Source organism: Vandammella animalimorsus, assembly GCF_002288875.1.
GTDB lineage: Bacteria > Pseudomonadota > Gammaproteobacteria > Burkholderiales > Burkholderiaceae_C > Lampropedia > Lampropedia animalimorsus.
Genome location: NZ_NTBH01000005.1, coordinates 121,073 through 143,635, shown reverse-complemented (window position 1 = coordinate 143,635; position 22,563 = coordinate 121,073). Strand labels below are relative to the sequence as shown.

General features: G+C 64.3%; 19 protein-coding genes and 1 tRNA gene. 5 read left to right on the top strand and 15 right to left on the bottom strand.

Annotated elements, in window-relative coordinates:
* Positions 1-12: 12 nt before the first annotated feature.
* From CLI93_RS08910 to recC, 11 genes are all read right to left on the bottom strand, one after another.
* Positions 13-825 (bottom strand): aspartate dehydrogenase, encoded by an 813-nt coding sequence (locus CLI93_RS08910; RefSeq protein WP_095995854.1) that lies wholly within the window; start codon positions 823-825, stop codon positions 13-15.
* 13 nt (positions 826-838) lie between these two features.
* Positions 839-2,551 carry a thiamine pyrophosphate-binding protein gene (locus tag CLI93_RS08905; RefSeq protein WP_095995853.1) on the bottom strand — a complete coding sequence of 571 codons (1,713 nt, stop codon included), beginning with the start codon at positions 2,549-2,551 and terminating at the stop codon, positions 839-841.
* A complete protein-coding gene (locus CLI93_RS08900; RefSeq protein ID WP_095995852.1) occupies positions 2,544-3,368 on the bottom strand; it encodes an SDR family oxidoreductase in 825 nt (274 codons plus the stop codon). Before CLI93_RS08900 ends, CLI93_RS08905 begins: the two co-directional genes overlap by 8 nt.
* Entirely contained in the window at positions 3,365-4,216 is an 852-nt protein-coding gene (locus CLI93_RS08895; RefSeq protein WP_095995851.1) for an IclR family transcriptional regulator, read from the bottom strand. The genes CLI93_RS08900 and CLI93_RS08895 overlap by 4 nt, the downstream gene beginning before the upstream one ends.
* Before the next feature lie 2 nt (positions 4,217-4,218).
* A complete protein-coding gene (locus CLI93_RS08890) occupies positions 4,219-5,166 on the bottom strand; it encodes an alpha/beta fold hydrolase (RefSeq protein ID WP_095995850.1) in 948 nt (315 codons plus the stop codon).
* Between the two features lie 41 nt (positions 5,167-5,207).
* A complete protein-coding gene (locus tag CLI93_RS08885) occupies positions 5,208-5,759 on the bottom strand; it encodes a cupin domain-containing protein (protein ID WP_095549216.1) in 552 nt (183 codons plus the stop codon).
* A gap of 55 nt (positions 5,760-5,814) precedes the next feature.
* The gene (locus tag CLI93_RS08880) at positions 5,815-6,648 is read right to left on the bottom strand and encodes an SDR family oxidoreductase (protein ID WP_095549572.1); all 834 of its coding nucleotides are present in this window, start codon (positions 6,646-6,648) and stop codon (positions 5,815-5,817) included.
* A 14-nt stretch (positions 6,649-6,662) separates the two neighbouring features.
* Positions 6,663-7,439: an ABC transporter permease gene (locus CLI93_RS08875; RefSeq protein ID WP_095549215.1), complete on the bottom strand. Its 777-nt coding sequence runs from the start codon at positions 7,437-7,439 to the stop codon at positions 6,663-6,665.
* 27 nt (positions 7,440-7,466) lie between these two features.
* Entirely contained in the window at positions 7,467-8,471 is a 1,005-nt protein-coding gene (locus CLI93_RS08870) for an ABC transporter substrate-binding protein (RefSeq protein WP_238946004.1), read from the bottom strand.
* A 44-nt stretch (positions 8,472-8,515) separates the two neighbouring features.
* On the bottom strand, positions 8,516-9,319 hold the full coding sequence (locus CLI93_RS08865) for an ABC transporter ATP-binding protein (RefSeq protein ID WP_095549213.1): 804 nt from the start codon (positions 9,317-9,319) through the stop codon (positions 8,516-8,518).
* A gap of 534 nt (positions 9,320-9,853) precedes the next feature.
* Positions 9,854-13,720, bottom strand: a complete 3,867-nt coding sequence (gene recC / locus CLI93_RS08860) for an exodeoxyribonuclease V subunit gamma (protein WP_172425538.1) — start codon at positions 13,718-13,720, stop codon at positions 9,854-9,856.
* Between the two features lie 188 nt (positions 13,721-13,908).
* On the opposite strand from recC, the gene CLI93_RS08855 reads away from it, so the two are divergent.
* From CLI93_RS08855 to CLI93_RS08835, 5 genes are all read left to right on the top strand, one after another.
* Complete coding sequence (locus CLI93_RS08855; protein WP_095995848.1) at positions 13,909-15,951, top strand: ATP-dependent helicase; 2,043 nt, start codon at positions 13,909-13,911, stop codon at positions 15,949-15,951.
* A gap of 67 nt (positions 15,952-16,018) precedes the next feature.
* Positions 16,019-16,876 carry a 2-C-methyl-D-erythritol 4-phosphate cytidylyltransferase gene (gene ispD, locus CLI93_RS08850; RefSeq protein ID WP_095995847.1) on the top strand — a complete coding sequence of 286 codons (858 nt, stop codon included), beginning with the start codon at positions 16,019-16,021 and terminating at the stop codon, positions 16,874-16,876.
* A gap of 37 nt (positions 16,877-16,913) precedes the next feature.
* A complete protein-coding gene (ispF, locus tag CLI93_RS08845) occupies positions 16,914-17,477 on the top strand; it encodes a 2-C-methyl-D-erythritol 2,4-cyclodiphosphate synthase (protein ID WP_095995846.1) in 564 nt (187 codons plus the stop codon).
* A 28-nt stretch (positions 17,478-17,505) separates the two neighbouring features.
* Positions 17,506-18,420, top strand: a complete 915-nt coding sequence (locus tag CLI93_RS08840) for an AEC family transporter (protein WP_095995845.1) — start codon at positions 17,506-17,508, stop codon at positions 18,418-18,420.
* Between the two features lie 104 nt (positions 18,421-18,524).
* Positions 18,525-18,851 carry a DUF1840 family protein gene (locus tag CLI93_RS08835; RefSeq protein WP_172425537.1) on the top strand — a complete coding sequence of 109 codons (327 nt, stop codon included), beginning with the start codon at positions 18,525-18,527 and terminating at the stop codon, positions 18,849-18,851.
* 46 nt (positions 18,852-18,897) lie between these two features.
* Here the strand turns inward: CLI93_RS08835 and CLI93_RS08830 are convergent, their stop codons facing one another.
* From CLI93_RS08830 to CLI93_RS08815, 4 genes are all read right to left on the bottom strand, one after another.
* Positions 18,898-20,220, bottom strand: a complete 1,323-nt coding sequence (locus tag CLI93_RS08830; protein ID WP_095995843.1) for a 3'-5' exonuclease — start codon at positions 20,218-20,220, stop codon at positions 18,898-18,900.
* Positions 20,221-20,479: 259 nt separating this feature from the next.
* Positions 20,480-20,555: transfer RNA gene (locus CLI93_RS08825), tRNA-Thr, on the bottom strand.
* A gap of 58 nt (positions 20,556-20,613) precedes the next feature.
* Positions 20,614-21,561 (bottom strand): ribosome biogenesis GTPase YlqF, encoded by a 948-nt coding sequence (ylqF, locus tag CLI93_RS08820; protein ID WP_095552395.1) that lies wholly within the window; start codon positions 21,559-21,561, stop codon positions 20,614-20,616.
* A gap of 58 nt (positions 21,562-21,619) precedes the next feature.
* A complete protein-coding gene (locus tag CLI93_RS08815; RefSeq protein ID WP_095995842.1) occupies positions 21,620-22,537 on the bottom strand; it encodes an SDR family NAD(P)-dependent oxidoreductase in 918 nt (305 codons plus the stop codon).
* Positions 22,538-22,563 lie beyond the last annotated feature (26 nt).

The following is a 22,563-nucleotide window of genomic DNA, read 5'->3' as shown; positions in this document are numbered from 1 at the left end:
TCTTTGAGAAGTTCAAATAATCACTGGCTGCACCCGGTTCTGGATAGCCCGTATCAAGCTGTAGACGGTCTGTGCCGAGGTCTTGGGATTGCTCGCCAACGCCAAATTGCGCATGCTCAACTCGAAGTGGCCGAAAGAGCCCTCTGCCTCAATAGTGTGGACGTTATCCCGAACTGTTGGATCGACAATCAGTCGCACCTGCGTTGCATCCAGCCCCAGCCCGGCCAGCGACACAGTCGCTGCAACGTTGGCATTTTTCGGGAACTGCGCGGCCGCCTGTCGGGCCGTGCCCTCGAAAACCACTTGCGGTTCACACAACGCAGCCAGATCGACCCTCTGCTCTACCGGCGTTCCCATCCAAGCCTTCGGTGGTTTACGGCCGGTATAGCGAACCTGAGAGAGACCGCCTACCTTGGCAGCAGCCAGCGCATCAATGGCACCGATGGCACCGGCGATCAACTCCAGCTGTGTGCCGCCTTGGCAAGCCGCTTCTTCAAGTTGTTCGATCAAACCCGGCTCAGACAGCGCCCCTACTGAAGCCACAATGCATGGCAGGCCACGCCGCAACGCGGGCAGCACATGCTCAGCGATGGCGCCATGCCCTGCGGCCTCAACCAACAAGTCAATACCTTCCAAAGGCACAGCATCCGTCAGCACTGCCTCGGGAACCAAAGCAACAAGCCGCTTCTGTACCTCGGCCATTCGTGCTGTAGATGCCGCACCAGAAACGACCACAGTCCGAAGCTGTACCCCCGGCATATCTCGCAGCAGAACTGCAGCAGCACTACCAATGGCTCCCAGCCCTATCAAAGCTACGCGCAGCATAGCTACATGCTCCTCACACTACAGCTGGCTGCAAAGCCGGAATCTGCACGAGTTTGTTCACTGGCGGCCCAGCGAATTGCATTTTGAAATTGCCGATCGCCTGCATGTCCACCTCCAGAATGAACGGCCCTTGCTGCGAACATGCTCTCCGCAACAGTGTCGGCAAATCATCCAAACTAGACAAACGCGCATGAGGCAATTGCAGCGAAGCACACAGCTGCGCGTAATCGGGCGTGTGTAGATCGACGTAGCAGAGGCGGCCACCGTACTGCGCCACTTGAATATTCTTGATGACACCGTAGCCTCTGTCATTCATCAACACCACCACCACGTCGCAGCGCTCCTGCACCAGCGTGGCCAGCTCACCAAGATTCAAGATAAAGCCGCCATCGCCAGCCAGACAAAAAGTCTTGCGGCCCGATTGCGTTACCGCCGCCCCCACCGCTGCACCAATCGCCATCGGCATGCCCTGGCCAATTCCGCCGCCAGTGGCATGCACGCCCTGGTTAGGCTCAAAGACACGCAGCTCACGGTTACCCCAGGTGCTGTTGGAGATGGTCACGTCGCGTACCCAGTTGAACTCACGCCCTGCCATGGCCTGGATTTGCTTGACCAGTTCCTCATATGGGCCCAAACCATCGCGCAACGAAGCAACGGCATCACCATGTGCCCGGTGCAGATCGGATAACAACGCTGCATCAGCCTGCCACCGACGTGCCTCAAGGCGATCGGCCAGCCCTTGCAGCGCCAGCTTCGCATCACCCCAAACAAACAACTCATTGGGATAACAACGTCCATCGGCTGCCGCGTCCGCATCAATGCGCAGCAGCGGTTTGGGCAGCTTGAGTTCGTACTTCAGTGTCTCATTGCTGCGCAAACGCGAGCCAACTACCAGCATGGCATCACAGGTCTGGTAGAACGCCTCGACGGGCTTCTGGATGTTGTAGGCCCCCAGCGAACCTGGGGCATCCTCAGGCACAATGCCCCGCCCCTGCACACTGGTGACAATGCCAAACCCAAGCTTCTGCAGGCGGCGCACAGCCTCACCGGCATGGCGCGCACCACCACCCAACCACAACATTGGGCGCTTTGTCGAGGCCAGCCGATCAGCTAAAGCATCCAGCGCATCAGCGTCGGGTACGGCTTGTGCCACAGGCAGCGGCGTCAGATCAGCCGGCATCGGCACTAATGTCTGCTGCACATCGATGGGAATTTCAATACTGACCGGGCCCATCGGGGCCGTCATCGCAACCTGAACCGCCTTTTTGAACACGCCCAACGCATTCTCAGCGCTGTAGACACGAAACGCTGCCTTGGAGACGGCTTCCAGCATCTTGAGCTGTTCAGGCGCCTCATGGATGTAAGCCATCTTGCGATCCAAATACGGTAATTCGATCTGGCCCGTGATGTGCAACAGTGGCACGCCGGCCGTGCAGGCTTCGACCAAGCTTCCGGCAATATTGCCTGCAGCTGGCCCGGTGCTAGTGATGCACACGCCCAAACTGGAGGTAGAGCGCGCATACGCGTCGGCCATATTGCCCGCTCCAGCCTCGCCGCGCGCTGGCACGAAGCGCAGCTTGCCTCGCTGCGCAAGGGCATCAAGAATGGGCATGTTGTGGATCGAAATGACCCCGAATACGGCCCGTACGCCACATTGCTCCAAAAATGCGGCAACGACTGCACCAACGGTCACCATGGGAGAGTTTTGTGCTTGGCTGTCAGGCATGGCGGGAATGGCCTCCAGATATGTCGATATGGCTACCTGTCGTGTAACTGGACAGGGGTGATGCAAGAAAAACAATGGCTTGCGCGGCTTCTTCTGGCCGGCCTAGCCGCCGCATAGGGATATGTTTCTGAGCAGCCAACCGGGCAGTCCAAGCAGGCCAGTCGAGCAAGCGCTCCTCACGTGCCTCGAAGCGACGACGCCACTGCCCGGACTCGATCAGTCCAATCAGGATGCCGTTGACACGCACGCCTTGCGGCGCAAATTCAGTGGCCATGGAGCGCACTAGGTTGACCAGGCCCGCGCGTGCGGCGGAAGTAGCCACCATGTGTGGTTCGGGCTGGCGTGCCAGCAATGAGTTGGAGCAGACGATGGACGCATCGCCCAGCATGGCCGCTTGCGCCGCCAATTGCGGCAAAAAGGCACGTGTGGAGTAGATGACCGAGAAAAACTTCAGATTCAACTCCTCGCGCCATGCTTCGTCCTCAGTATCGGCAAAAGTTGAAATGCGCCCTTGACCGGCATTGTTGATTAGCATCGCCGCATCACCCAGGACGTTTTGCACACTGGCGGCGAAGGCCCGCACGCTGACGGCATCCAGCACGTCACAGGCCTGCACATACAGGGAGGCATCCGGGTAATCACGTAGCAGCTCAGCGCGCGCAGCATCCAGCCGCCCGACACTGCGGCCACAAATTGCTACTTTCGCACCACAAGCCAGCAATAGTCGTGCCGTCGCCAAGCCAATTCCTGAGCTGCCACCCGTGACCACTGCCGTGCGCCCTTGCAACGCCTTGGAATTCCAGAAGGCCACCGTCATGCCACACTCCTGCCCACTGCACGCAACGGCACATCCCAGTGACGCTGCATGGCCGGCGCATAGTCAAGCAGCGCCGACAACTCGCTGGCCACTTCGCACACGCTGTCGATCAGCATCTGTTTATGCTTCTGCTCAATCTGTGGCGCACCCAGCGTCACTCCCAGCGCCGCGACAACATGACCGCTGTGGTTGAACACCGGTGCGGCCACCGTAGAAATGTGCGATTCGTAAAAGCCTTCACCCGCTACGTAGCCCTGCTTGCTGATTTGCGTGGCCGACTGGTAGAGCTCACTGACATCAACCGGTGTCTGGCTGGAAAATCGTTCAAGCTCCACCTCAGGATACAGTTCCTTGAGCTGCGCCAGCGTCATCCCACCAAGCAGTACGTGACCAAGCACAGTACCGTGCGCAGGCAAGCGCGTGCCCACCGACACCGAGCCGATGAACGGCGCGGAGGAAGAAGTGGCCTTGGCAACATAGACAATGTGCCGCCCATCACGCACTACCAAGTTGGCCGGGTACCCCAATTGCTGGCACAACCGGTTGATCAGTGGAGTGCCCAGCTCTGTCAGATCCAACGACGCCAAATACTCGAAACCTAAACGGAGTACACCCAAACCCAGCTTGTATTCACGCCCGTTTTCAGTGCGCTCGACAAAGCCCATGCTTTCCAAGGTATTGAGCAAGCGAAATACGGTCGAGCGTGGCAGCTGCAAACGTTGCGAAAGCTCTGGGGCACCAATCTGGCGTCGCTCACGCGTGAACTGGCTAAGAATCAACAGCCCGCGCTCAAGCGCCGGAACAATGTAGCGACTGTCGTCAAGTTCGCTTTTGCTCGAATCAGCCATCGTCAAGTTCCTTTCGATGAAGACAGAGGCCCCTGTAACGTTTGCAGCACCTGCTCCAGACGTTGAGCCACAGCAACAGGCTGTTCCACATAACAAGCGTGAGCAGAGTCACCGATCAACTCCAAAGACACACCGAACACATCGGCAACTTGCTGGCAATCGGCTGGTGGCGTGATGTTGTCTTCACTGCCGCACCAAACATGCACTGACAATCCATGCAACAGCGACCCAGCGCGCTCACGCTCGGCCTGGATAGCGCGGCAGTACGCCAGCAAATCGTCACCACACAACAACTCAATGGCTTGCCGATAGCCCAGTGGTTTTAACCGCGCCATATTCCAGTGCACCCAAGCACGCACCACTTCACTAGCCTCGGAGCTAAGCAGCTTGTCGTGTCGCAATGCTGCGGTGGTCGCAATACCTGGATCTTCAATGCCTGCCAAACGCTGTGCACGCACCTGCTGGCCACGTGTCTGGCGTCCAACACCGCCATAACCCAGTGCAGGGCTGACCAAAACCAGCGCACGAGGCACAAAGCCTGGCACCTGCCAAGCTGTCAGAGCAGCTGCAACCAGCGCACCCAGCGAATGGCCGACGAGCACGAAATCATCAACAGCTAGGGACTGCAGCAGTCGCAACAGCGGCACGGCATAGTCGCTGGCAACAGGGGCTTGCTGCTTCAAAGGTGTGGAGTCGCCATAGCCTGGTGCATCCCAGGCCAACAGGCGGTGCTTCAGGTTGAAGATGCGCGCCACCTCCAGCCAAGAGGCAGCGCCAGACCCAATGCCATGCAAAGCTACCAGCACTGGCCTCTGCACCGGTCCAGCCACGGTGTCGCGTATCGAAATGCAATTGCCATCCACCAAACGAATATTGAACAGACCGAAGGTAGCTTCCAGATCGCTCAGTTGGGCTGGCGTAGGCAAAGGAACTCGAGCGCTGCTGGTCATGGGCTAACTCAACGAGATGGGCAGACTATCGCGCAGCGGCATTACTTCTGTAGATCGCGCTTGATCTTGGCCAAAGGGTGATCCTCTGGATAGGTCGGCGTAACTGGCTTTTTGGACCCCAGCATCACACACATCAGTGCATCCTCATCGCCGATGTTGATTTCCTCGCGGTACACGCCGGGCGGTACCGAAACCAAGTCCCGATCGGTCAGGATAGTTTCGTAGCGCTCATCACCCTGAGTAATGATGAGTTTGAGCTTGCCACGGATGACGAAGAAGACTTCCTCGACATCCACGTGGATGTGTGGCGGGCCTTCATGGCCAGCCGGGATGACCATGGTCGAAAACGTGAAGTGTTCGGCCGGTACGGTATTGGCGTCCTTGGCAACACCGGTGCCGCCTGTGCCCACATAGCGCATCTGCGCGCGGCGGTACTTAGGGTCGTAGTCGGCCTGGAACTTCAGCGCATCCCAGTCGTACTTTCTGGTGGCAAAACGCGCAATGCGACTATTGATCCACTCCTCAAAGCTGGCGCCCGCAGGGCGATCCCAGCTATGCGGCTCGGTGGCAGATTTTTCAGCTACTGCAGACATGCGTATCTCCTACTTCATGGATTGCGGGACAAAAATTGCACTGGGAGCAAGGCAATCAGTGCATGACGAAACCACCGTTGACAGGCAGCGTCTGGCCCGTCACGAAACGCGACAGATCTGACAGCGCAAACAGCACCGTGCCACAAACGTCGGCCACCTGCTGTTCACGCGGGATGGCCCGACCCTCAAGGTATTTTTGGTGCCGCGCCTGCGGCACGTACTCGGTTGCCTCGACCAGCGTCAGACCTGGCGCAATGGCATTAACTGTGATGCCATCGACACCCCATTCGCGCGCCAATGAATGCGTCATGGCCAGCACTGCACCCTTGCTAGCCACATAAGCCAACAAGTTCGGAGCCCCCCACAGTGCCGTGTCCGACGCCAAATTGACAATGGCTCCCCGACCACTGGCCGCCAATGCAGCATGACAGGCCCGGGCCATCAGCCAAGTGCCACGCACGTTGACATCTTGCACACGATCCCAGGTGTCTAGCGTTAGTTCGTGGGCGCTCTTGCCCCCGGAGTTTGTGATGGCCGCGTTGTTGACCAGGCCATCCAGCCCACCCAGCAAGTGCTGAGACTCTTGCGCCACCCGCCCAATAGCCTCGGGATCGGCCAAGTCCAACCACAGGCCATGTGCCCTTGCGCCGGCATCCTGCAAGCCCTGCACGGCAGCCTGCAATTCGGCTTCCAGGATATCGGCCAGGACTACGGCTGCGCCCGCCCGGGCAATGCAGCGAGCAAATGCCAGCCCAAGGCCACGCGCAGCTCCCGTTACCAGTACGCGGCGACCTGCCAACAAAGTCGTTGGAATATGTGTCAGCAACTGATCCAGCGATCCGTCCTGCCGCTGGCCTAACGCCTGTCGAGATGAGAATTCTCTCGCCATGGGTATCGCCTCCATCACACCGTTGCAACACTAGCGCGAGGGATGTAGTGCAGCACGCGTCGCTCCAACCACACTACTGCCCAGTAAGCTAGAAGTCCTACTAGGGTGAGCGCCGCAATTGACACGAACACAGCAGCGGTATTGCCCTGCCCCTCGCCATCTATGAGCAAAAAGCCCAACCCCTTGTTACCACCAACCAACTCGCCCACCGTCACACCAATCACTGCCAGAGTGGCCGCGATGCGCAAACCCGAAAACAGTGACGGCAGCGCCGATGGGAACTCCACCAAGCGAAAGATCTGCATGCGACTTGCATTGAACGCACGCACCAAGTTGACCATGTCGGGGTCGACCGTGCGCACAGCCGAGAGTACGTTGACCATCACCGGGAAAAACACGATCAAGATCGCTACCAAAACCTTGGGATAAATGGTGTAGCCCAACCACATCACAAACAGCGGGGCGAATGCCACCTTGGGCGCAATCTGCAAAGCCAGGATGTAGGGCGAAAGCACCGCTTCAGCCCTGGGGGAGAGCCCTAGCACAACGCCAAATAGGATGCCGAGCAACGAGCCTAAGATGAAGCCAACCACAACCTCCAAAGCGGTAATCCAAAAATGACCGAACAAATCACTGTTGCGCCACATGTGGACTGCCTCTTGCAGCACACGGGTCAATTTTGGAAATACGTATTCAGGCATGCCCAAGAGCCCCGGTGCCCATTGCCACAGAGCCAGAAACACCAGCAGCACCACACCACTGCTGACCCAGGCGGATACATTTGTTCTCATCGTGCTTCTCCTTGCGGGAGTGCAAACTCATTGACCGCCGACGAATTGGTTGGTATAGAGATCATCGAGCTTTTGAGCACGCGCGACGATTCCCTGAGCAACGTAAAAGTCCTGCACCATAGCCAAACGCTTGGGATCAATGAACCCGAGCACCTGCTGACCAGGATATACGTGCTCACGGTACAGTTCGAAGGTACGCTGAACCATAGCTTCCTGCCCCCTGTATGACGACACAGCCTCAACATAGGCGGTCGCTGCAGCCTGCGGATCCTGCACGATGTCATTCATGCCACGCAATGTGGCGCGCACCAGTTTGCCCACTAGCTCTGGGCTTTCTGCAATGGTTTTCTCGGATGCCAGAATCGCCTGCGCCATGCTCTGGAAAGTCTCTTCCCGGGGCAGGATGCGCACCTTAGTGCCGGTCTGCTCGACATTGACAATCCAATCGGGCACTGCCGCCATAGCGTCAGCGCGGCCACTGTTAAAGAGCTGCCAGACACCGGATGGGCCTGCCGCCTGAGCATTGACATCACTTTTATTCAGTCCGGCCTTTTCCAGGGAACCCAGAAAAGCGTAATAGGTAGTGTCGCTATAGGCCATCACAGTGGCTGTCCTGCCTTTGAGATCACGGACACTGCGGATGTCACTCTCCTCCTTCGTGGCAATCAGAGTCAGAGAGCCGCCACCCAGCAGCGCCACAGCCTTGACCGGGATACCGTTGGCACGCACGATGATGGGCGTATCACCGATTGCGCCACCGATTGGTGCATTGCCAGCACCCACCTGCTTGGCCACATCGACTCCCCCGCGGGCAGCGACGAATCGAACATTCAAGCCCTCTTCCTTGTAATAACCCTTGTGCTGCGCCAGCATCCAGGGCGCGAATGCCGTCAGCGTGGCCGGTGCAGGCAATAAATAGGTCACATCTTGGAGCTTCTGAGCTATGGCCTGCGACTGGCAACTCCAGGCGGCAGCAAGCACCAATGGCATCAGCAGTCTGCGGAAAGCGATCGTGGAGGCAAAAGCAGTCATCTCTGGGCTTCCTTTAATGGAGAGGAGAACAAGGAGAGGGCAGGTCAGTGCAATGTTTCTTCGCCGACCCTCAAAAGCTTCATCAGCCGGCTTTGGATCGGTGCCACTTCTGGCATACGGCGACGCTGCATTGGGTTGTTGCGGTGCGGCAATTCAACGATGATTTCCTCAATGATTCGGCCAGGTCGCTCACTCATCACCAGAATTCGATCCGACAGCGCAATTGCTTCAATCAAATCGTGCGTAATGAACAGCGCAGTCTTTTGCTCTTCCCAAAGAGTCGCAGCCAAATCCTGCTGTAGAACCATCTTGGTCTGTGCGTCCAGTGCAGAAAAAGGCTCATCAAGCATGAGTACATCTGGCTGCACCGCCAACGTGCGGGCCAGTGCAGCGCGTTGGCGCATACCACCCGAAAGCTGGTAAGGGTAATGATTCTCAAATCCAGCCAAATGACATTTCTTGAGCAGCGCCTCTGCCACAGGCTGACGCTTGTCCCTAGAAGCACCATTGATCTCCATGCCCAGCTCAACGTTTTGCCGAATCGTGCGCCAAGGCATCAGCAAATCTTTTTGCAGCATGAAAGCCACTTGCCTCACCGGGCCAGTAACACGCCGCCCCTCCACCAACACTTCCCCCTCGCTGGGCAGATACAGGCCCGACCCCATGTTCAGCAATGTGCTCTTACCACAACCAGATGGCCCGATCACAGAGACCACTTCGCCTTGCGCAATCTGTAGATTCAAATGCTGCACGGCATACGACGGGCGGGGATTGGCGCGAGTGGGAAAGCACTTAGCGACACTCTTGAACTCAATCTTTGGCACCATCACAGCTACCGCCTGTTTCATATATAAAACATTGATTCACTAATGAATAGGCGTATTTGACCAGTGATTTCTTTACGTCAACATCCGTAGAAACCCTCGTTTGTGGATAAGCAGCTGCCCATGCCCTGTGCTCCTGCAAACGGAGACAACTCAGTTGCGAAGCAAAACTTCCACAGCACTATCGAATCGGGAAATGGAATATGAAACGGCAGGCCTGAATGCTGCTCACGAGCAATTTGGACAACAAACTCTGCTAGCCAAAACATCAAGACGGCTACACCACGGGCAATGCTGAACCCAGAAGCTTTTCCAAAGCTTGTCAAGCTCTCACTCAAGAACCATCGCAGATTTGAAGCACATGCGATTAGACCTATGGGGATCAATGCTCACTCGTCTCCCCAGCATGGCTGCTGAAATACTGCTTTGCACTGCTGGCTACCGAAACTTCAACCTATTTAAACGCTCTACAAGCGATTTTTTAGTCCGGGGTAGGGGTCGTCGGATACCCCTTGAGAGGGAGCGAGTGCATCCTTGCGGAGGTATTTCAGCAGCCTGCTAAAGGACCGTGCCCCGCTCCTCTGGCGCCCAGTGCACTTGCACGTATTGCTCCAGCCAGTCCTGCAGCGGTTGCAGCCATTGCCTGGCCCAGTGTTCGAAGGCGCCGCTGGCCTGCAGCGCAGCAAAGTCCGGCCAGGCGCGGGCCAAGGCCGGCTGGCGTTGGGCCGCGCCAGTGCGCTGATAGCCGCCGTCGTAGGCCTGGCGGGCGGCGCTGCGGGCGGCGCGCTCGGCCTCTGGCTCAGGCGCTGACTGGCTTTGGGCCTGGTGCAGCGCATTCCACCAGGCCACGGCAGTGTCGAAATCCAGCGGCAGGGGCTGTGGCCCTGCCAGGGCTTGCGTGGCCATGGCCAGCACGGCGTTCAGCCAGGTCTGGGCCTGGCGGGCGGGGATGGGGGCGATGTCCAGCATGCCGTCCAGCGCCAGCACCCGCATGGCTGGGCCGCGCCCGCCTGCCTTGGCATTGGTTGAATCGTCTGGGCCGCTTGCGCCAGATGTGTCGGGCGCATCGGACGCGCAGGCGGCCAGCAGGCACGATTGCAGCCAGGGCCGCAGCAGGCGGTGCAGGCGCAGGCCGCCCGAGGAGGTTTGCAGCTGGCCAGGCTGCAGGTGCAGCACCAGCGCATCGCCAGCGGCATTGCGGCGCCAGGGCGGCGCCCAGTCCTCGATCCAGGGCTGCTGCGGCTGTGCTGGCCCGGCCGGCTCGGGCGGCCAGCGCAGGCGTCGCGCCGGGATCTGGGCCAGGGGCCAGTCGCGCACGCTGGATTGCCAGGCCTGCAGCAGCCATTGCCATTGCGCCAGCCATTGCTGCTGCAGTTGCCCGGCCCAAGCGCCCAGTGGCATGTCGCCCTGGCGCTGGATGCGCTCCAGCTCGTGCTGCAGCGCCTGCTGCAGCGTCTCAGGCTGGGAGGGCGGGCTCTGCTCGACCAGGGGCCGCAGCCGCTGCAGCAGTTGCTCGAAAATCTGCCAGCGTTGCAGGCCATCAATGGCCAGCGGCTCGCAATCGTCGGCCTGTTCGTCCAGCGGCGCAAAGCGGGTTTGCAGCCGGATGGCAAACCACTGCGGCACGGGGTGGCGCCAGATGGCCGCCAGCTCAGCCAGCGACCAGGGACCCACTGATGAGCCCACGGGCGTGGCGGCCGTTGGCACGGCGGACGGGTCGCCCTGGGCTTGCAACAGGCGCAGGCCGGGGTCTCTGGCCTGTGGCTGCGCCCCGGGCTGGGGATGCCACTCCCAGGCCCAGCTGGGCAGCGGCGGCTCGGCCAAGGGAAGCTCTTGCGCCTGGCCCGATGGTGGCTGCAGGAAGTAGCGCGGGTTGAAGGGTTGCAGCGGGTGTTCGGTGGTGCGCTCGGCCACGGCCTGGGCGCTCCAGCGGGCGCTGAGGTAATCGCGCAGCTGCGCCACCAGCACCGAGGGCGGGCGCGGGGTGTTGTCGCGCACGCTTTTGCCGACCCAGCTGATGAGCAGTTGCTGACGCGCCGAGAGCAGCGCCTCCAGCATGAGCTGGCGGTCGTCCTGCGTGCGGCTGCGATCGCCCGGGCGCTGCTGGCCGGGCAGGCGCATCAAGTCCATGGCGTTGGGCGTGGCGCGGCGCGGGTACACGCCTTCGTCCATGCCCAGCAGGCAGACGATGCGAAACGGGATGGCGCGCATGGGCAGCAAGGTGCAGAAGGTCACGCCGCCGGCGTGAAAGCGCTGCTGCGGCTCGGGCCCCTGCAGCCGCGCCAGCCAGGCGTGGCGCGCCACGGGCAGGGCCAGAGGCTGCTCGCAGCCGGCTTGCAGGCAGGCGTCCAGCCATTGCTGCAGCGCCTGCTCCAGCAGTTGCAGCGCGGCCTGGTCTGCCTCGCTGGCGGGCTGAAAGAAGTCGGCCAGCAGCGCGCGCCAGCGCTGGCCCCATTGCAGCGGCGTGGCGCTGTGGCCCAGCTCATGCTGCCAGTGCTGCAAGCGCTGCACCAGATGGGCCAGCGCGCCCACGTGGCCAGCGGCCAGGCCGCCGATTTCCTCATAGGGCGCCAGCCCCCGCCAACCTTGGTGGCTGGCATAGCCCAGCAGCATGCGCTGCAGGCCGAACCAGGCGCTGTTTTGCGCGCCCATGTGCGCCAACCCGAGCCGCTGGCGGTGGTCCCCGTCCAGCCCCCAACGGATGCCGCTGCCCTGCATCCAGGCCTGCAGTGCGGTCACGCCTTCATCGTCCAGGCCCAGGCGCTGCGCCACGGCCGGCACGGCCAGCAGGTCGCTCAGCTGCGACAGGCTGGCGCGCTGCTGCGGCAGCTGCGACAGCCACTCTACGGCCTGCACCAGCGGGCTGACGGCCTGCGCGCCCAGGTCGGCAATGGCAAAGGGGATGTGGCGCGCATCCTGCGGGCCGTATTGCCCGAACACGGCGCGGATCAGGGGCGCGTACTGGGCGATGTCGGGCACCATGACGACGATCTCACGCGGCGCCACGGGCTGTTGGGCTGAGCCAGCGGCTTCCGACGCAGCGCCCGGTGCCGCACCGCCGGGCAGCATGAGTTCGAGCAAGTGGGTGTGCAGGGCCTCCAGCTCGCGCACCGGGCTGTGCGCGATCTGAAAGCAGATGCTGCGGTCCTGCGGCGCCAGCGCCGCAGTGCGCAGCGGCTCGCTCAATGGCAGCAGATCGCGGATGTGCTGCTGCACCTGGCGCAACATGCTGGGAGCGGCTTCTGCGTCGGCTTCGGTATCGGCATCGGTGTCGTAGAGGTCGATGCGCGGCAGGCCCTGGCCCTGCTGCTGCGCCAGGGCCTGCTGTTCGTAGTGTTCGAGCAGGCGCACGAAATCGCGCACCTGCCGGCCCCAGGTGGTCAGCAGCGGGTTGGCATGGGCGTGCATGGCGCTGAGCTCGATGGCCGCCAGCTGCTGCTCAGGCCTGCGCTGGTCTGCAGTCTGGCGCAACAGGCGGGCAAACAGCTCGCGCCCCGGCACGGCATCGCTCCAGTACATCTGGCAGGGGTTGGGCACGGCCAGCAGCACCTGCGCATGCCGGCCCAGGGCGGTGAGCAATTCCAGCACTGGCACATGCAGGTGCGATGCGCCAAAGAGCATGATGCGGCGCGGCAGCGGCTGGGCCGGGCCGCCCTGCGCCAATTGCGCCAGCGCGCGCTGGTGCAGGCGCGGGCGGATGGCCTGCTGTTGGGCCGCATCCAGGCTGTGCAGCAGCGCGCGCCACAGCGCAGCTTGCCAGCGCTGCGCGGGCGGCAGCGGCTGGGCCTGGCTGCTCAGGAAGGGGGCCAGCTGCTCGCGCCCCTGGGCCCAGTCCTGCAGCCAATCGGGCCGATAGACCTGGTACTGGTCGAACAAATCGGCAATGCGCGAGGCCAGCTGGTACAGCGCGTGCTGGGCCAGCTCCGGATCGGGCGGCGCGGCAGGGCCGTCACCCTTCTGCGCCTGGCCGGCCAGCGCCCGCTGCGCAGCCTGCAGGCTTTGGCGCAGTGGCTGCCAGATCGGTTCATCAGGGGGCTCAGCAGGCAGCGCAGCAAGCGGCGCGGACGCCTCGCCCAGCAACGCCGGCAGGATGCGCATCAGCCGCCAAAGCATGTCGGCCTTGTCCAGCGGCGTGTGCTGTGGCACCTGCTGCGGGCCCAGGATGCGCCGGTACATGCGCCAGGCAAAGCGGCTGGGCAGCTCCATTTGCACAGCGGCGCTGATGCCCAGCTGGCGCGCCAGCGCCATCTTCAGCCATTCGCCCATGCCCTGGCTTTGCACCAGCACCACCTCTTGCTCCAGCGCCTGCAGCGGGTGCTGGCGCATCCAGGCCGCCAGGGCCTGGGCCAGCGCCTCGGTGCGGTTGCTGTGCAGGCTGACGATGCCGGGGGCGATGGGCGGGGTGGAGTCGGGGCTTTGGGGCACGGGCAGGCGGGGGCGATCGGGGCCATTGGGGCAATGGGCGCGAATATATCGGGGAACGGCCTGGCCGCGCGGCATGGCATTCAGGCCAAACGCTGCAGCCCCCTGCGGGGTCGGCGCGGGCCGCTATCATGGCGGCCCTTTGCGTGTGCCGCACCTGCGGCCACGCCTTTGTTTTTTCAGAGCGCCCCATGTCTGCTGGACTCAATCTTGCCCAAACCCAGGCCGTGCACCACATCCACGGCCCTTCGCTGGTGCTGGCCGGCGCAGGCTCTGGCAAGACGCGCGTCATCACGCACAAGATCGCCCACCTGATTCAAAGCGGGCTGGCGCCCAGCCGCATTGCCGCCATCACCTTCACCAACAAGGCCGCCGCCGAGATGCGCGAGCGCGCCCGCGGCCTGATCGGCAAGGCCGCGCGCGAGGTGCTGATCTGCACCTTCCACGCGCTGGGCGTGCGCATGGTGCGCGAGGACGGCGCGCTGCTGGGGCTCAAGCCGCAGTTCAGCATCCTCGACAGCGACGACGTGCTGTCCATCCTCAAGGAATGCGGCGGCACCACAGACAGCGCGCTGGCGCGCCAGTGGCAATGGACCATCAGCCGCTGGAAGAACGAGGGCCTGAATGCCGAGCAGGCCCTGCAGGCCGCGCAGGACGAGACCGAGAAAGTGGCCGCAGCCGTCATGGCGCGCTACCAGGAGCGCCTGAGCGCCTACCAGAGCGTGGACTTCGACGACCTGGTGGGCCTGCCGCTGACGCTGCTGCGCCAGCACGAGGCGGTGCGCGAAAAATGGCAGGCGCGCCTGGGCCACGTGCTGGTGGACGAATACCAGGACACCAACGCCACGCAGTACGAGCTGCTCAAGCTGCTGGTGGGCCAGCGCGGGCATTTCACCGCCGTGGGCGACGACGACCAGTCCATCTACGGCTGGCGCGGCGCGACACTGGAGAATCTGAAGAAGCTGCCGGTGGACTTCCCCGCGCTGTGCGTCATCAAGCTGGAGCAGAACTACCGCTCCACCAGCGCCATCCTGCGCGCGGCCAACCACGTCATCGGCCCCAACCCCAAGCTGTTCCCCAAGACGCTGTACTCCGAGCTGGGCGAGGGCGAGCCCGTACGCGTGATCGACTGCGACTCCGAAGAGCACGAGGCCGAGCGCATCGTCGCGCGGCTGCAAAGCCTGCGCGCGGCCAACCCCCTGCCCGAGTGGCGCGACTTCGCCATCCTCTACCGCGCCAACCACCAGGCCAAGCCGCTGGAGAAGGCGCTGCGCAAGGCCAGCATCCCCTACAAAGTCTCGGGCGGCACCAGCTTTTTCGACCGCGCCGAAATCAAGGATCTGTGCGCCTGGTTCCGGCTCTGGAGCAACGAGGACGACGACCCGGCTTTTGTGCGCGCCATCACCGCGCCGCGCCGCGGCATCGGCCACCAAAGCCTGGCGCAGCTGGGCGACTTCGCCGGGCAGATCAAGGCCAGCCTGCACGAGGCGCTGTTCAACCCCATGCTGCCGGCGCGCATCAGCGCGCGCGCGCTGGGCGGCCTGCAGGAATTCGGCCGTCAGCTCGGCGAGCTGCAATACCGCGCGCGCCACGCCATCGGGCGCGAGGCCGCGCGCCAGTTCCTGCGCGACTGGCTGGAGGAAATCCGCTTCGAGAACTACCTGCTGGACCAATCCGACACCCCCGCCGCTGCCGCCAACCGCTGGGCCAATGTGCAGGAATTTTGCGACTGGATGGCCCAGCGCGCCGGCGGCGAGCTGGACGCGCCGGACATGGCCAGCGGCGCTGGCGGCCTGGCCAGCCCGGCCAAAAGCCTGCTTGAAGTGGCCCAGACCATCGCCCTGCTCTCGACCCTGACCGAGCAGGAAAAGGAACAAAACGTCGTCACCCTCTCGACGCTGCACGCCGCCAAGGGCCTGGAATGGCCGCACGTGGTCATGGCCGGCGTCAACGAAGGCGTGCTGCCCTTCCAGCAGGGCGAGGACAGCCCCGCCGATCCGCGCCGCCTGGAAGAAGAGCGCCGCCTGATGTACGTAGGCATCACCCGCGCGCAGCGCACCCTGGCCGTGAGCTGGGCGCGACGACGCAAGAAAGGGCGCGACTGGGTGCCCGCCCAGCCCAGCCGCTTCATCGCCGAAATGCAGCTGGACCCCGGCACCGCCCGCGAGGACCCGCGCGCCAAACTGCGCGCGCTGCGCGAAGAATTCGCCCGCAAGGCCGCCGCCCCCAAGTGAACGACCACCGATAAGCGGCCAGCCTGCCCTGGCGCAAAGACCGCAAACGCTTCCTACAATCGCGCCCATGCCGCCCGCCGCCCCGCCATCGCCCGCCACCACAGCTACGCAAAGCACCAGCATCAACCGCATCTGGGCCCTGGTGCCCAGCGCCGGCATCGGCCAGCGCGCCAGCGCCGGCGCCCCGGGCCAGACGCCACAGGCCGCGCCGCAGGCCAAGCAATACCGCCGCCTGCTGGGCCAGAGCCTGCTGGCGCACACGCTGCAGGCCCTGCTGCAGGTGCCCGCCATCGAGCGCATCGCCGTGGTCATCGCGCCGGGCGATACGCAGTTTGAGCAACTGCCCGAGCACGCCCTGCCGCGCGTGCAGGCCCATGCCGTGGGCGGCGCCAGCCGCGCCGAATCGGTGCGCAACGGCCTGGCCGTGCTGCAGCAGGCCTACGGCGCGCAGCCGCAGGACTGGGTGCTGGTGCACGATGCGGCGCGCTGCCTGCTCACGCCCGCGCTGGTGCAGCGCCTGTTCGATGCCTGCCTGGGCGATGCCGTCGGCGGCCTGCTGGCCCTGCCGCTGCCCGATACCCTCAAGCAACAGGCCCAGGCGCAGCCCCCTGCCGCCCAAAACGGCGCAGCGCGCAGCGCGCAAACCGTGCCGCGCAGCGGCAAATGGCTGGCGCAGACGCCGCAGCTGTTTCGCCTGCAACTGCTCAGCCAGGCGCTGGCGCGCCCCGATCTGGACGCCATCACCGACGAGGCCAGCGCCATCGAGGCCCTGGGCCAGCAGCCGCTGCTGGTGCCCTCCAGCGCGCACAACATCAAGATCACCTACCCCGAGGACTTTGCCCTGGCCGAGGCCCTGCTGCGCGCGCGCCAGCAGGGTCAGGTCGCCCCCGCCGCGACCACCACGCCCGCCGCCGTGCGGCCATAGCCGCCCGCCCTCCAGCCAGCCCCCCCGCACCCTGCCCATGAACGCCCCATCCACGCCCACTGCCAACCCCGACAACGCAGCCAACGCCACGACGCCTGCACCCTTGCCTGCCCTGCCTGCCTTGCGCATCGGCCAAGGCTGGGACACCCACGCCTTGGTGCCGGGCCGCGCACTGATCCTCGGCGGCGTGCCCATCGCCCACAGCAAGGGCCTGCTGGGCCACTCCGACGCGGACGTGCTGCTGCACGCGCTGACCGACGCGCTGCTGGGCGGCGCGGGCCTGGGCGACATCGGCCGGCACTTCCCGGACACCGACCCGGCCTTCCGCTGCGCCGATTCGACCGTGTTGCTGCAAGAGGCCTATCGCCGCGTGCAGCAGCAGGGCTGGCGCATCGTCAACATCGACAGCACCATCATCGCCCAGGCCCCCAAGCTGGCGCCGCACATCGACGCCATGCGCCAGCACATCGCCGCCGCGCTGGGCCTGCAGGCCGCGCAGGTCAACATCAAGGCCAAGACGGCCGAAAAGCTCGGCCCCGTGGGCCAGGGCCAGGCCATGCAGGCCCAGGCGGTGGTGCTGCTGGCTGCCGCATCGGCCTGAAGCAGGCAGCAGGCACCGAGGCGCTGCCATGCTCGGCCACATTGCCCCGGTCTTTCTCATCCTGGCGCTGGGTGTGCTGCTGCGGCGGCTGCCGCAAGCGCCGGCGGCGCTGTTTCCGGCGCTGGAGTGGTTCAGCTTTTACGTGGCCTTCCCGGCGCTGCTGCTATTGCGCACCGCACAGCTGGAGCTGCACTGGCAGGCCGTGCATCAGCTGGCGCTGCTGGTGCTGGGCCCCAGCGCACTGGTGCTGCTGCTGTGCCTGCTGGGCCTGCGCCTGGCGCAGCAGCTGCCCGATGCGGCGCGCTCCTCGGTGGTGCAGGGCGCCATCCGGCCCAGCACCTATTTCGGCCTGGCCGTGGCGGGCTTTGTCTTTCCGGCCGATGTGGCGGCGCTGGTGATGCTGGCGCTGGCCATCGCGCTGCCGGTCGTGAATGTGGTGGCCATCGTCGCGCTGACCTGGTGGAGCGGGCAGCGCGCCACGGCCCGGCGCATTGCCGCCGGCCTGCTGCGCAACCCCATCATCCTGGCCACGCTGGCTGGCCTGCTCTACAACGCCGGCGGCTGGCCGCTGCCACAGGCGGCGGCCCAGACCTTGCTGTTTTTAGGCAATGCCGCCATGGCGCTGGGGCTGGTGTGCGTGGGCGGCGGGCTGGACTTTCGCCTGCAGGGCGCGCAGCCCTGGGCCGTGGTGGGCACCAACATCGCCAAGCTGCTGGCGCTGCCGGCCATCACCTGGCTGGCCTGCCAGGCCCTGCAAGCCAGCGCCGCCAGCACACTGGCGGCGTGCTTTTACGCGGCGCTGCCCACGGCCCCCAACGCCTACATCATGGCCCGGCAAATGGGCGGCGATGCGCGCCTGATGGCCACGCTCATCACCACGCAAACCCTGCTGGCCCTGTTGAGCTTGCCCCTGTGGCTGGCCTGGCTGCAAGGCCCCGGTTAGAGCGTGTTATGCACCCTTCGACCAGTGATAAGCTGGCCCACCCACAACCATGGCGCAGTGCCATGGTCGCCACTTTGGCTTCAAATTCACGGAGAACCGCCCCCATGTACCGTTTCATTGCCCGCTCCAGCGCCCCGCTGCAGTATCTGGATGCCGATGCCAAGCGCCTATTGAAAATCATCGGCAAGGACGATGCCGCCACGGGCATCATCACGCTGGCGCAGATCCCCGCTGCCCAGCAGGCCATTGAGCGGGCCATCGCCCAGGAGGAAGCCGCCGGCAGCGAAGCGCCCCCGGCCGACCAGGCAGCGCCCGCGCCCGATGATGAGCAGCCGCAAGACCGCGTGGCGCTGCGCCACCGCGCCCTGCCGCTGCTGCAGCTGCTGGCCGCCGCCGCCAGCGCGCAAGAGGATGTGATCTGGGAGCATTGAGCGCCTGCGGACAATCCCTGCAGCTGTGCAGGGATCATCCACAAACTCATGCCGCTGCAGTCTGCAAGCTGACGACGTACAGCTTGCGCTTGGCCCTGGTGGCGGCAATGTAGAGGCGCCGTTGGCGGTCCTCCATGCCTTCTTGGTTGGCCGGAACCTCAGCCGAATCGACGATCACCACCAGCTCGAACTCCAGCCCGGCGCAGGCCTGCAGGCTCATGAGCTTGACCGTATCGGCCGCTGGATCGAACTCGCCCGTGCCGCGGCGCATCTGGTGGGGGATGTGCTGGTAGCGCAGCGCGCCGTGGCAGACATCGAGCTGGAAGCGGTTGTCACACAGTACCGCCATCTGGCCCCAAGCGATGCCCGCCTCACGGCGCGCCTGCAGCAGCAGCTCGGCCACTTTACGCCCCTGGGCGCGCAGGCTTGGGGCCGGGAACAGCAGCACCGAATCGCCCGAGCGACCGCTGCTGCGCGGCTTCAGGCGCGGAATGCCTTGCGGCCCAGCCTCAATAGGCGCGGCCAGCGTGCCCGCCATGTGCAGTGCCGCATTGAAGATGGGCTCGGGGTTGCGCTGGTTCAGCGTCAAATGCTGCACTTGGCGCGTATCAATGCCATGCTGGTGCAACTGCACAAGCCCGGTGCGCTTGCGCTTGAGGATGCTTTGCGTGTCATCAAAGTAAAGCACCAAGTGGTTGGTCGCCGGCGTGGGCAGCTGCGTGAGCACGCCCAGCCAGCTGGCTGGAAAATCGTGCGCCTCGTCAACCAGCACCGCCGCATACTGCCCTGCAGGAATGGACCCGTCGGAGAGCGCACGCAGCACGCGCTCGACGATGTTCTTGATCTGCGCCGAGGCCGGCATGCTGCGCGGCGGCAACTCCAGATGGTAGGCAATCAACTGCTCGCGGCACCAGCGGTGGAAGTGCCGCACCACCACCTGCTGCGGCGACAGGCCCTGGCGCATCAGCTCGTATTGCAGCCAAACCGCCAGCGGCTCGTTGTAGCACAGCACCAGAATCGGCTCATGGATGCCACGCGCCGCATACTGCTGCACCAGATAGGCCAGATGGGCGCGCAGCATACGGGTCTTGCCGGAGCCGGCCACGCCGTGCACGATATGGTGGCCCGCATCCGGGCCAGTGGCATCGGGCATGTCCTGCAGCAGCGACGGGCTTTGCGACTCGAGCGAATCCAGCGCCGTGCCGGCATGCTGCCTGCGCGGCATCTGCGCCCTGCGCAACCAGGTCGGCAGCAAGGCCAGCGGGCCTGGGCGCTGCAGCTTGGCCATCGCACGCTCCAGCAGGGAGGTCGGCCCTTTGGACACAGGCCCTTGGCCGTCCTCATCATCGGGCGGGGAAACCGGTGTCATGGCCAGAATCGAACGAAGTGCGTGGGGACAAATGCAAAGCGGCACACGCCGCAGTATGAGCGGGGCTTGCAAACGATGCGCCGCCCAGAACCTGCGTATTTTATGGAGCGCTGCCAGACCTGGCGTGCCTGCGCAAGGCTGGCCCTACCCATGCCAGGGGCTGGGCTGACCTTGGCCACACCGCACGGCAGCCGCATTCAGCGCGTTGGCATCGCGCAGACAAAAAAAGCCCACATGCTTGGCATGTGGGCTTGTGGTTTGGTGCCGGTTGTCGGATTCGAACTGACGACCTACCGCTTACAAGGCGGGTGCTCTACCAGCTGAGCTAAACCGGCCAAGCGCGCATTGTAGCGTGCTTTTTACCACTTCAGGCTGCTGCCATTGGCACCGGTTTCAGCGCCGGCGGCGTTTGCTTTGCTGGCGCTGCTGCTCGGCCTGCTCCTTGCGCAGCTGGCGCTCGGCATCCAGGCGCTCGCCCGTGGCCTGCCAGGCTTCGAATTCGGCGGGCGTCTCGATCGTCACGCGGCCGATGGCGCCGCTGCGAAAGTCCTGCAAGATGATTTCGGCCGTTTTCTGCGCGTTGATGCGCCCGCCTGGCAGCAAGGCGCCGCGCTGGCGGCCGATGGCCTCGAACAGCGCGTGGTCGGGCAGCTGGGCCAGCGCATCTGCGCTGGGCGCGACGGCGTAGCGCGCCAGCAGCAGCGCGGCGTAATGGCGCTGCAGGTAGGCCAGCAGCTCCAACGCCACCAGCTCGTCGTCAAAGGCGTTGCGCCCGATGGAGCCGGCCGCCGCCAGGTTGTAGCCGCTTTGCGCCACGATGATGCGCGGCCACAGCACGCCGGGGGTGTCGAACAGGTAAAAGCCATCCTGCAGAGCAAAGCGCTGCTCGCGCCGCGTCACGCCCGGCTCGTTGGCGGCCTTGGCCGCGCGCTTGCCCACCATGGTGTTGATGAGCGTGGATTTGCCCACGTTGGGGATGCCGCAGATCAGCACGCGCATGGGCTTGTCCATGCTGCCGCGCCCGGGCGCCAGCGCCTGGCAGGCCTCGATGAGTGCGCGCGCCGGGGCGCTGTGGTGGCTGTCCATGGCCACGGCGCGGGTCTGCTGTTGCTGGCCGTACCACTGAAGCCATTGCTGCGTGCGCTCAGGGTCGGCCAAGTCGGCCTTGTTGAGCACTTTCAGATTGGGCTTGTGCTGCAGCAGCTCGCGCAGCATGGGGTTGGCGCTGGAGGCCGGCAGCCGCGCATCGACCATCTCAATGACCACGTCGATGGTCTTGACCCGCTCGCCAATGGCCTTGCGGGTCAGGTGCATGTGGCCAGGAAACCATTGGATGCTCATGGGCGCTCGCTGCTGCAACAGAGGATGTGTGGGGAGGGATGGGGCGAAGCGCGCGGGCTCAATGCCGCGCAGCGCGCGCCGCCAGGGCCTTTTGCACTTCCACCTCGCCCTGCTCATGGCCGCCGCTGGGCACGCGCTCGCCAGCGCGCTCGAGCACCTGCTCCAGGCGCTGGGCCAACTGGCTATCCACGTCCTCGCCCAGGCCAAGGTGGATGCCCTGCGTGAGGGTGATGTGCGCCGCCTCGAAGCTGCCTGCGCCGGCGCACAAGATGGTGCGCGTGGGCGCGTCCTCGTGCGCCAGCACCAGCATGGCCGGCACCACGGCTTCGGGGCTGAGCTGGGCCAGCACGTCCTCGGGCAGCAGGCCAGCCGTCATGCGCGTGGCCGCCGTGGGCGCCAGCGCATTGACGCGGATGCCGTGCTTGGCCCCTTCCAGCGCCAGGGTTTGCATCAGCCCGACCTGCGCCAGCTTGGCCGCGCCGTAGTTGGACTGGCCGAAGTTGCCATACAACCCGGTGGAGGAGGTCGTCATCACGATGCGGCCATATTGCTGCGCCACCATGTGCGGCCAGACGGCCTTGGCGCAGTGCACCGCGCCCATCAAATGCACGTCCAGCACCAGCCGGAAGTCGGCCAGGTCCATCTTGGCAAAGGTCTTGTCGCGCAAAATGCCGGCGTTGTTGACCAGCACATCGACACGGCCCCAGGCCTGCATGGCCTGCTCCACCATGGCCTGCACGGCCTCGAAATCCGTCACGGAAGCGCCATTGGCCAGCGCCTGCCCGCCGGCGGCGACGATCTCATCGACCACCTGCTGCGCGGCCGAGCCGCTGCCGCCCACGCCGTGCACGTCACCGCCCAGGTCGTTGACCAGCACCTTGGCGCCACGCCGCGCCAGCGCCAGCGCATGCGCGCCCCCCAGGCCGCCGCCCGCGCCCGTCACAATCGCCACGCGCCCTGCAAAATCCAATGCCATTGCCATTCCTTCGTCCGTATCATTCA

Bases quoted from the DNA above. Each gene is read 5' to 3' on its own strand.
- CLI93_RS08910 (WP_095995854.1), bottom strand. From the start codon at position 825: ATGCTGCGCGTAGCTTTGATAGGGCTGGGAGCCATTGGTAGTGCTGCT.
- CLI93_RS08905 (WP_095995853.1), bottom strand. From the start codon at position 2,551: ATGCCTGACAGCCAAGCACAAAACTCTCCCATGGTGACCGTTGGTGCA.
- CLI93_RS08900 (WP_095995852.1), bottom strand. From the start codon at position 3,368: ATGACGGTGGCCTTCTGGAATTCCAAGGCGTTGCAAGGGCGCACGGCA.
- CLI93_RS08895 (WP_095995851.1), bottom strand. From the start codon at position 4,216: ATGGCTGATTCGAGCAAAAGCGAACTTGACGACAGTCGCTACATTGTT.
- CLI93_RS08890 (WP_095995850.1), bottom strand. From the start codon at position 5,166: ATGACCAGCAGCGCTCGAGTTCCTTTGCCTACGCCAGCCCAACTGAGC.
- CLI93_RS08885 (WP_095549216.1), bottom strand. From the start codon at position 5,759: ATGTCTGCAGTAGCTGAAAAATCTGCCACCGAGCCGCATAGCTGGGAT.
- CLI93_RS08880 (WP_095549572.1), bottom strand. From the start codon at position 6,648: ATGGCGAGAGAATTCTCATCTCGACAGGCGTTAGGCCAGCGGCAGGAC.
- CLI93_RS08875 (WP_095549215.1), bottom strand. From the start codon at position 7,439: ATGAGAACAAATGTATCCGCCTGGGTCAGCAGTGGTGTGGTGCTGCTG.
- CLI93_RS08870 (WP_238946004.1), bottom strand. From the start codon at position 8,471: ATGACTGCTTTTGCCTCCACGATCGCTTTCCGCAGACTGCTGATGCCA.
- CLI93_RS08865 (WP_095549213.1), bottom strand. From the start codon at position 9,319: ATGAAACAGGCGGTAGCTGTGATGGTGCCAAAGATTGAGTTCAAGAGT.
- CLI93_RS08855 (WP_095995848.1), top strand. From the start codon at position 13,909: ATGTCTGCTGGACTCAATCTTGCCCAAACCCAGGCCGTGCACCACATC.
- ispD (WP_095995847.1), top strand. From the start codon at position 16,019: ATGCCGCCCGCCGCCCCGCCATCGCCCGCCACCACAGCTACGCAAAGC.
- ispF (WP_095995846.1), top strand. From the start codon at position 16,914: ATGAACGCCCCATCCACGCCCACTGCCAACCCCGACAACGCAGCCAAC.
- CLI93_RS08840 (WP_095995845.1), top strand. From the start codon at position 17,506: ATGCTCGGCCACATTGCCCCGGTCTTTCTCATCCTGGCGCTGGGTGTG.
- CLI93_RS08835 (WP_172425537.1), top strand. From the start codon at position 18,525: ATGTACCGTTTCATTGCCCGCTCCAGCGCCCCGCTGCAGTATCTGGAT.
- CLI93_RS08830 (WP_095995843.1), bottom strand. From the start codon at position 20,220: ATGACACCGGTTTCCCCGCCCGATGATGAGGACGGCCAAGGGCCTGTG.
- ylqF (WP_095552395.1), bottom strand. From the start codon at position 21,561: ATGAGCATCCAATGGTTTCCTGGCCACATGCACCTGACCCGCAAGGCC.
- CLI93_RS08815 (WP_095995842.1), bottom strand. From the start codon at position 22,537: ATGGCATTGGATTTTGCAGGGCGCGTGGCGATTGTGACGGGCGCGGGC.